This is a genomic window from Mesorhizobium sp. M7A.F.Ca.MR.148.00.0.0, from assembly GCF_003997735.1.
Classification (GTDB): Bacteria; Pseudomonadota; Alphaproteobacteria; order Rhizobiales; family Rhizobiaceae; genus Mesorhizobium.
Window position 1 is genome coordinate 1 of sequence record NZ_RZTB01000187.1, and the last position, 6,483, is coordinate 6,483.

At 60.9% G+C, this 6,483-nt stretch carries 6 protein-coding genes and 2 pseudogenes; all 8 read right to left on the reverse strand.

All coding sequences use genetic code 11. The features are described from left to right. Positions 1-694 (reverse strand): biotin/lipoyl-containing protein (locus tag EOB49_RS32135; protein WP_127383342.1); only part of this gene is annotated, 694 nt, incomplete at its 3' end. Positions 695-712: 18 nt separating this feature from the next. Next, on the reverse strand, positions 713-2,113 hold the full coding sequence (locus EOB49_RS32140; protein WP_127383343.1) for a pyruvate dehydrogenase complex E1 component subunit beta: 1,401 nt from the start codon (positions 2,111-2,113) through the stop codon (positions 713-715). Between the two features lie 15 nt (positions 2,114-2,128). Continuing rightward, on the reverse strand, positions 2,129-3,166 hold the full coding sequence (gene pdhA, locus EOB49_RS32145; RefSeq protein ID WP_127272717.1) for a pyruvate dehydrogenase (acetyl-transferring) E1 component subunit alpha: 1,038 nt from the start codon (positions 3,164-3,166) through the stop codon (positions 2,129-2,131). Between the two features lie 194 nt (positions 3,167-3,360). After that, on the reverse strand, positions 3,361-3,684 hold the full coding sequence (locus tag EOB49_RS32150; protein WP_127323087.1) for a septum formation initiator family protein: 324 nt from the start codon (positions 3,682-3,684) through the stop codon (positions 3,361-3,363). Between the two features lie 271 nt (positions 3,685-3,955). Next, the gene (gene eno, locus EOB49_RS32155; protein WP_127273626.1) at positions 3,956-5,230 is read right to left on the reverse strand and encodes a phosphopyruvate hydratase; all 1,275 of its coding nucleotides are present in this window, start codon (positions 5,228-5,230) and stop codon (positions 3,956-3,958) included. A 374-nt stretch (positions 5,231-5,604) separates the two neighbouring features. Further along, entirely contained in the window at positions 5,605-5,970 is a 366-nt protein-coding gene (locus tag EOB49_RS32165) for a PRC-barrel domain-containing protein (RefSeq protein WP_127270592.1), read from the reverse strand. Between the two features lie 86 nt (positions 5,971-6,056). Then, positions 6,057-6,260 (reverse strand): annotated as a pseudogene (locus EOB49_RS32170) (dodecin family protein). Positions 6,261-6,356: 96 nt separating this feature from the next. Beyond that, a pseudogene (locus EOB49_RS38210) lies at positions 6,357-6,483 on the reverse strand (3-deoxy-8-phosphooctulonate synthase); the annotation flags it as partial.

A 6,483-nucleotide genomic window follows, 5' to 3' on the forward strand; every position in this document is an offset into this window, starting at 1 on the left:
TGGTCTTGCGCATATTGTCATGCGGGACGAGGTCGTAGGAGCCCTGTTCGAACAGTTTCAGGACCTGATCATCCGACATCGCCTTTATCGCAGGCGCAGGAGCGCCAGCAGGAGCCTTGGCGGCAGGCGCCGCCTGGGCACCGCCACCGGCAATCGCCGCGTCGACATCCGCCTTCACCACCCGGCCATGTGGGCCGGTGCCAGTCACGGCAGACACATCGACACCGGCCTCCTTGGCTATGCGGCGTGCAAGCGGCGACGCGAAGGTGCGCTCGCCAGCCGCATGGCCGTTGGCAACCGGAGCCGCATCTGCCTTGGATGCGGTCGCGACCGGTTCGGCCTTGGGTGTCTCAGCCTTCGGTGCGTCAGCCTTGGGAGCCTCCGCTTTCGGCGTCTCGGCTTTGGCTGGTGCGGCAGCATCGCCGCTTTTCGCGGCAGCGCCCGCATCCTCGCCCTCTCCGGCGAGCACGGCGATCAGCGCGTTGACCTTGACGCCTTCGGTGCCGGCGGGAACGACCAGCTTTGCCACCGTGCCCTCATCGACAGCCTCGACTTCCATCGTCGCCTTGTCGGTCTCGATCTCGGCGATGACATCGCCCGGCGAAACCTTGTCGCCCTCTTTCACAAGCCACTTGGACAGATTGCCCTCTTCCATCGTGGGCGACAGGGCCGGCATGGTGATGTTGATTGGCATTTTGTCCTCCCGCCCGGTTCAGCGATACGTGACGGCTTTGACCGCCTCGATGACTTCGCCGACATTCGGCAACGCCAGCTTCTCGAGGTTCGCCGCATAAGGCATCGGCACATCCTTGCCGGCGATGGTGATGACCGGCGCGTCAAGAAAATCGAAGGCGCGCTGCGACACCTGGTTGGCGATATGGTCGCCGACCGAGTTCTGCGGATAACCTTCCTCCACCACCACCAGGCGGTTGGTCTTCTTGACCGAGGCGATGATGGTGTCGAGATCGAGCGGCCGGATCGTGCGCAAGTCGATGATCTCGGCATCGATGCCAAGGCCACGCAGTTCCGCTTCAGCCTTGACCGCATAGGTCATGCCAATGCCGAAGGAGACGATGGTGACATCCTTGCCTGATTTATGGATGCGCGCCTTGCCGATCGGCAACACGAAATCGTCCAGCTTCGGCACGTCGAAGGACTGACCGTAGAGGATTTCATTCTCGAGGAAGATGATCGGGTTCGGATCGCGGATCGCTGCCTTCAACAAGCCCTTGGCGTCAGCGGCGGTGTAGGGCATCACCACTTTCAGGCCCGGAATGTGGCTGTACCAGGCGGCATAGCACTGCGAGTGCTGAGCGGCGACGCGTGCGGCGGCGCCGTTCGGTCCACGGAACACGATCGGCGCGCCCATCTGGCCGCCCGACATATAGAGCGTCTTGGCGGCCGAGTTGATGATCTGGTCGATCGCCTGCATGGCGAAGTTGAAGGTCATGAACTCGACGATCGGCTTCAGGCCGGCCATCGCCGCACCCACGCCAACGCCGGCAAAGCCATGCTCGGTGATCGGCGTGTCGACGACGCGCCGCGGCCCGAATTCCTGCAGCAGGCCTTGCGTGATCTTGTAGGCGCCCTGGTATTCGGCAACCTCCTCGCCCATGACGAAGACATCGCCGTCGCGGCGCATTTCCTCGGCCATCGCATCGCGCAGCGCTTCGCGCACCGTGGTCGAGACCATTTCCGTGCCGGCTGGAATGTCCGGCTCGGCGGCGATTTCCGTCTTCGGAGCAGCAGCCACCGGCGCATCCGGCTTTGCGGCCTCCGCCTTATCCTCTGCCGCCGCCGGAGCCTCTGCCTTTGCAGGCGCTTCCGCCTTGGCGGGCGCTGCGGCCTTGCCGATATCCCCGGCACTTTCGCCGTCCTGTAGCAGCACGGCGATCGGTGTATTGACCTTGACGCCTTCGGTACCGGCGGCGATCAGGATCTTGCCCAGCGTGCCTTCGTCAACGGCTTCGACTTCCATCGTCGCCTTGTCGGTCTCGATCTCGGCGATGACGTCGCCGGCGACGACTTTGTCGCCCTCGTTCTTCAACCACTTCGAAAGATTGCCCTCTTCCATGGTCGGCGAGAGAGCGGGCATGAGAATTTCGATCGGCATGTCCTTGCCCTCCCGTTACAATACGATATCGGTCCAGAGCTCGGACGGATCCGGCTCCGCGTCGTTCTGGGCAAATTCGGCGGCATCCGCGACAATGTCGCGGACCTCCTTGTCGATGGTCTTGAGCTCGTCCTCGGTCGCCCACTTCTTTTCCATCAGCCGTGCCTTGACCTGCTCGATCGGGTCATGGTCCGAGCGCATCTTCTGCACTTCTTCCTTCGAGCGGTATTTGGCCGGGTCGGACATCGAGTGACCGCGGTAACGGTAGGTCTGCATTTCGAGAATGATCGGCCCGTTGCCCGCGCGGCACCATTCGGTCGCCTGGTCGCCGGCGGCCTTGACGGCGCGGACATCCATGCCGTCGACCTGGATGCCGGGAATCTTGAACGAGGCGCCACGGTGCGAAAAATTGGTTTCCGCCGAAGAGCGCGACACCGAGGTGCCCATGGCATAGCGGTTGTTCTCGATGATGTAGATCACCGGCAGCTTCCACAGCGAGGCCATGTTGAAGCTTTCATAGACCTGGCCCTGGTTGGCCGCGCCATCGCCGAAATAGGTCAGCGAAACATTGTTGTTGTCGCGGTAGCGGTTGGCGAAGGCCAAACCCGTGCCGAGCGACACCTGCGCGCCGACGATGCCGTGACCGCCGTAAAAGTGCTTTTCCTTGGAGAACATGTGCATGGAGCCGCCCTTGCCCCGGGACAGGCCGCCCCGACGCCCGGTCAACTCGGCCATGACGCCGCGCGGCGACAGTTCCATCGCCAGCATGTGGCCGTGGTCGCGATAGGCGGTGATCATCTGATCGCCGTCGATCAGCGCCATCTTCATGCCGGTGACGACCGCTTCCTGGCCGATATAGAGGTGGCAGAATCCGCCGATGAAACCCATGCCGTAAAGCTGGCCGGCCTTTTCCTCGAAGCGGCGGATGAGCAGCATGTGCCGGTAGGCGGCAAGCTCTTCGTCCTTGGTGAATTCGGCAGGCTTGGGGGCGGAAAGCCCCGATTTGCCGTCGGATTTGGATTTGGCAGGCGCTTTTCTGGCGGCGGTGGCCATGCATCACTCCCTGTTGGCGTCTCTTTGTGGACATTAGAGCAGGATGAAATCTGCTCTGGGGAGATCAGCTCCTCCCCACCGATTTTAGGGAGGCTAACACGCGTCAAAGCGTTGCGCCATGCCGAATTTGCATAGCTGGCATGCGCCTAAGCGATTAAAATCATTGAAAATATTGATGATTAACTTGAAGTCAGTTATTTCGCCGAGGTCGGCAACATAATGGTGATTTCGTCGGCCTGGGACAGATTGAGCGCCCTGCGTGCCTGCTCATCGAGCATGTCCTTCTCAAGCGTGCCTTCATGCATCAGCCGAACGCGGCGCTCAAGTTCCATGCGGCGCGCCTTGATCGCATCGAGCTGGCCTTGCAGCGCAACTGTCTGGGCTTCCAGCTGATATTTCGAGTAGATGCCGAATTCGCCGTGATAGGCGTGAAAGCCGAAATAGGCCAGGAACGCCACGCAAAGCGAGGGAATGATCAGCCGGCCGGTGTTTCTCTGCTTGTGCTGACGCGTCCACATCGCCCGATTCCTCTAGAGCATGACGCCGAAAAGTGTGAAGCGGTTTTCGGACGATGCTCTATCTCTTTGATTTAGAGTCGGATTCAGATTTCAGGTCGAACAGACCTGAAATCATCCGGCTCTAGGCCGCGAACTCAGGCGGCTCACGATCTTTTTCGCCCGATTGTGCTTAACGGACGGTTACGGGTGACCTGTTGGGCGGCGTCGAAACAAAAAAGGGCGGGAATGCTCCCGCCCTTTTGTCCGGTATCGATGAGCCGGTGTTTCCGGATCAGCCCTTGACCACCGACTTGCCGGCATAGCTTGCCTGCTTGCCCAGTTCTTCCTCGATGCGGATCAGCTGGTTGTACTTGGCCATGCGGTCGGAGCGCGACAGCGAGCCGGTCTTGATCTGTCCGCAATTGGTGGCAACTGCGAGATCGGCGATGGTCGAATCCTCGGTTTCGCCCGAGCGGTGCGACATGACGGCAGTGTAGCCGGCCTTGTGCGCGGTCTCTACGGCGTCGAGCGTTTCCGTCAGCGAGCCGATCTGGTTGACCTTGACGAGGATCGAATTGGCAACGCCCATGCGGATGCCGTCGCGCAGCCGCGCCGTATTGGTGACGAACAGGTCGTCGCCGACCAGCTGCGTCTTCTTGCCGATCAGGTCAGTCAGGTACTTCCAGCCTTCCCAGTCGTCCTCGGCCAAGCCGTCCTCGATCGAGATGATCGGATAGTCGGCGGCAAGCTTGGCCAGGTATTTGGCCTGGGCCTTGGGATCGCGCGTCTTCTTCTCGCCCTCATAGACGTAGTTGCCGTCCTTGAAGAACTCGGTCGCGGCGCAATCGAGGCCCAGCGCGATCTCGTCGCCCGGCTTGAAGCCGGCCTGCTCGATCGATTCCATGATGAAATCGAGCGCCACCGGAGCGCTTTTCAGGTTCGGGGCAAAGCCGCCCTCGTCGCCGACATTGGTGTTGTGGCCGGCATCCTTCAGCTTCTTGCGCAGCGTATGGAAGATTTCCGACCCCCAGCGTACACCTTCGCGCAGCGTCGGCGCGCCGATCGGCAGGATCATGAATTCCTGGAAGTCGATCGGATTGTCGGCATGCGCGCCGCCATTGATGATGTTCATCATCGGCACAGGCAGGAGATGCGCCTTGGTGCCACCGACATAACGGTACAGCGGCAGGCCGGCGGCATCGGCGGCCGCCTTGGCCACCGCCAGCGACACACCGAGAATGGCGTTGGCGCCAAGCCGGCTCTTGTTGGGCGTGCCGTCAAGCTCGATCATGGTCTGGTCGATATGGATCTGGTTTTCGGCTTCCATGCCGCCGATGGCCTCGAACAGCTCGCCGTTCACCGCTTCGACGGCCCTGAGCACGCCCTTGCCGAGATAGCGGGCGCCACCGTCGCGCAGTTCGACGGCCTCGTGGGCGCCGGTCGAAGCACCCGACGGCACCGCCGCGCGGCCCATCGAGCCGTCTTCGAGAATGACATCGACCTCGACGGTCGGATTTCCACGGCTGTCCAGGATTTCACGCCCGACAATGTCGATGATGGCGGTCATTTGCGATGTCCCCGATTGATCTGAAGAATGCCGCACGTCTTAGCCAAAGTGCTGCAAAAGGCAATCGGCCGGCCGGCAATTATTGCCGCGGCATCAGCCTCTGAACGATTCACGAAGCGCAAATCGCTGTCATCATAAGTCATGTACGGTCGGCTGACTTCCGGTTAAGGTGCAGCGCGCGGGGCGAAACAGGAGGAGTTTCGCCATGTCCCAGTTGAGTGGTATCGTGAGTCTGTTCCTGATCGCGGCGGCATTCCTGACGTCGTGCGACAATCAGCAGTCGCCGCCGAAGGCGATGGCCCCCTTACACGTCAGCGAATAAGCCAGAATACAAAGCGGCCCCGTCTCTCGACGGGGCCGCTTTGTCGTTGCTGTCAATGCCAGTAAGGCGTGACCTTGTAGTAATTGTAAGATTCGTCGCGCGCCGCCTCGCCATCCGCCCCGCTCAATTCGTTGATCGAATAGGCAGGCGCCGCCCTGAGTTGTTCCTTGGAAAACGGCACGACGTAGCCGCCCTTGTCCTCATCATAGTCGAGGCTCGCCCACGGAATGGCGTGATATTTTTCGCCAATGCCGAGGAAGCCGCCAAAACCGATCACCGCGAACATGATGCCGTTCGTCATCTTGTCGAGCATCACATCCTCGATGCTTCCGATGCTCGTGCCTTCGGTATTGTAGACCGATGTACCGATGACCCGTGAGGCGGCGATGGCTTGGGTGTGACCTGTCTGGGTTGTCATGATTTTGCTCCTCATTGTGGTTTAGAACCATACTTGGACAATGAGGGGCGCGGGCGAAGGTTCCCGACTTTTTCGGCGACGCCCGGTCACTCCGCGAGGATGAAGGTAACCTTCATATTGGCGCGATAAGCAACAATCTTGCCGTCTTGGACGACGATCTTCTGGTCCTGGATTCAGGCGCCCTCGACGTTCTTCAGGGTTTTCGAGGCGCGCGCAATTCCCTGTTCGATGGCGTCCTGAAAGCTCTTCTTCGACGACGATGTGATTTCGGTGACGCGGGCGACGGACATGGCTTCCTCCTGCCAAAACGCTCAGTTGAAAGGCAAGCGTATAGCCGGCTCGTGCCTTCCACAAGCGCCGGCAGTCGGCAGGGTATGCGTCCGGCCTTAGAGGGCCTTGGCGATACGGTCGAATGCCATCAGCCGCTCGAGCAGGGCTGGCATGTCCTTTAACGGCAGCATGTTCGGACCATCCGACGAGGTCGAATTGTCAGGATCCTGGTGGGTCTCGATG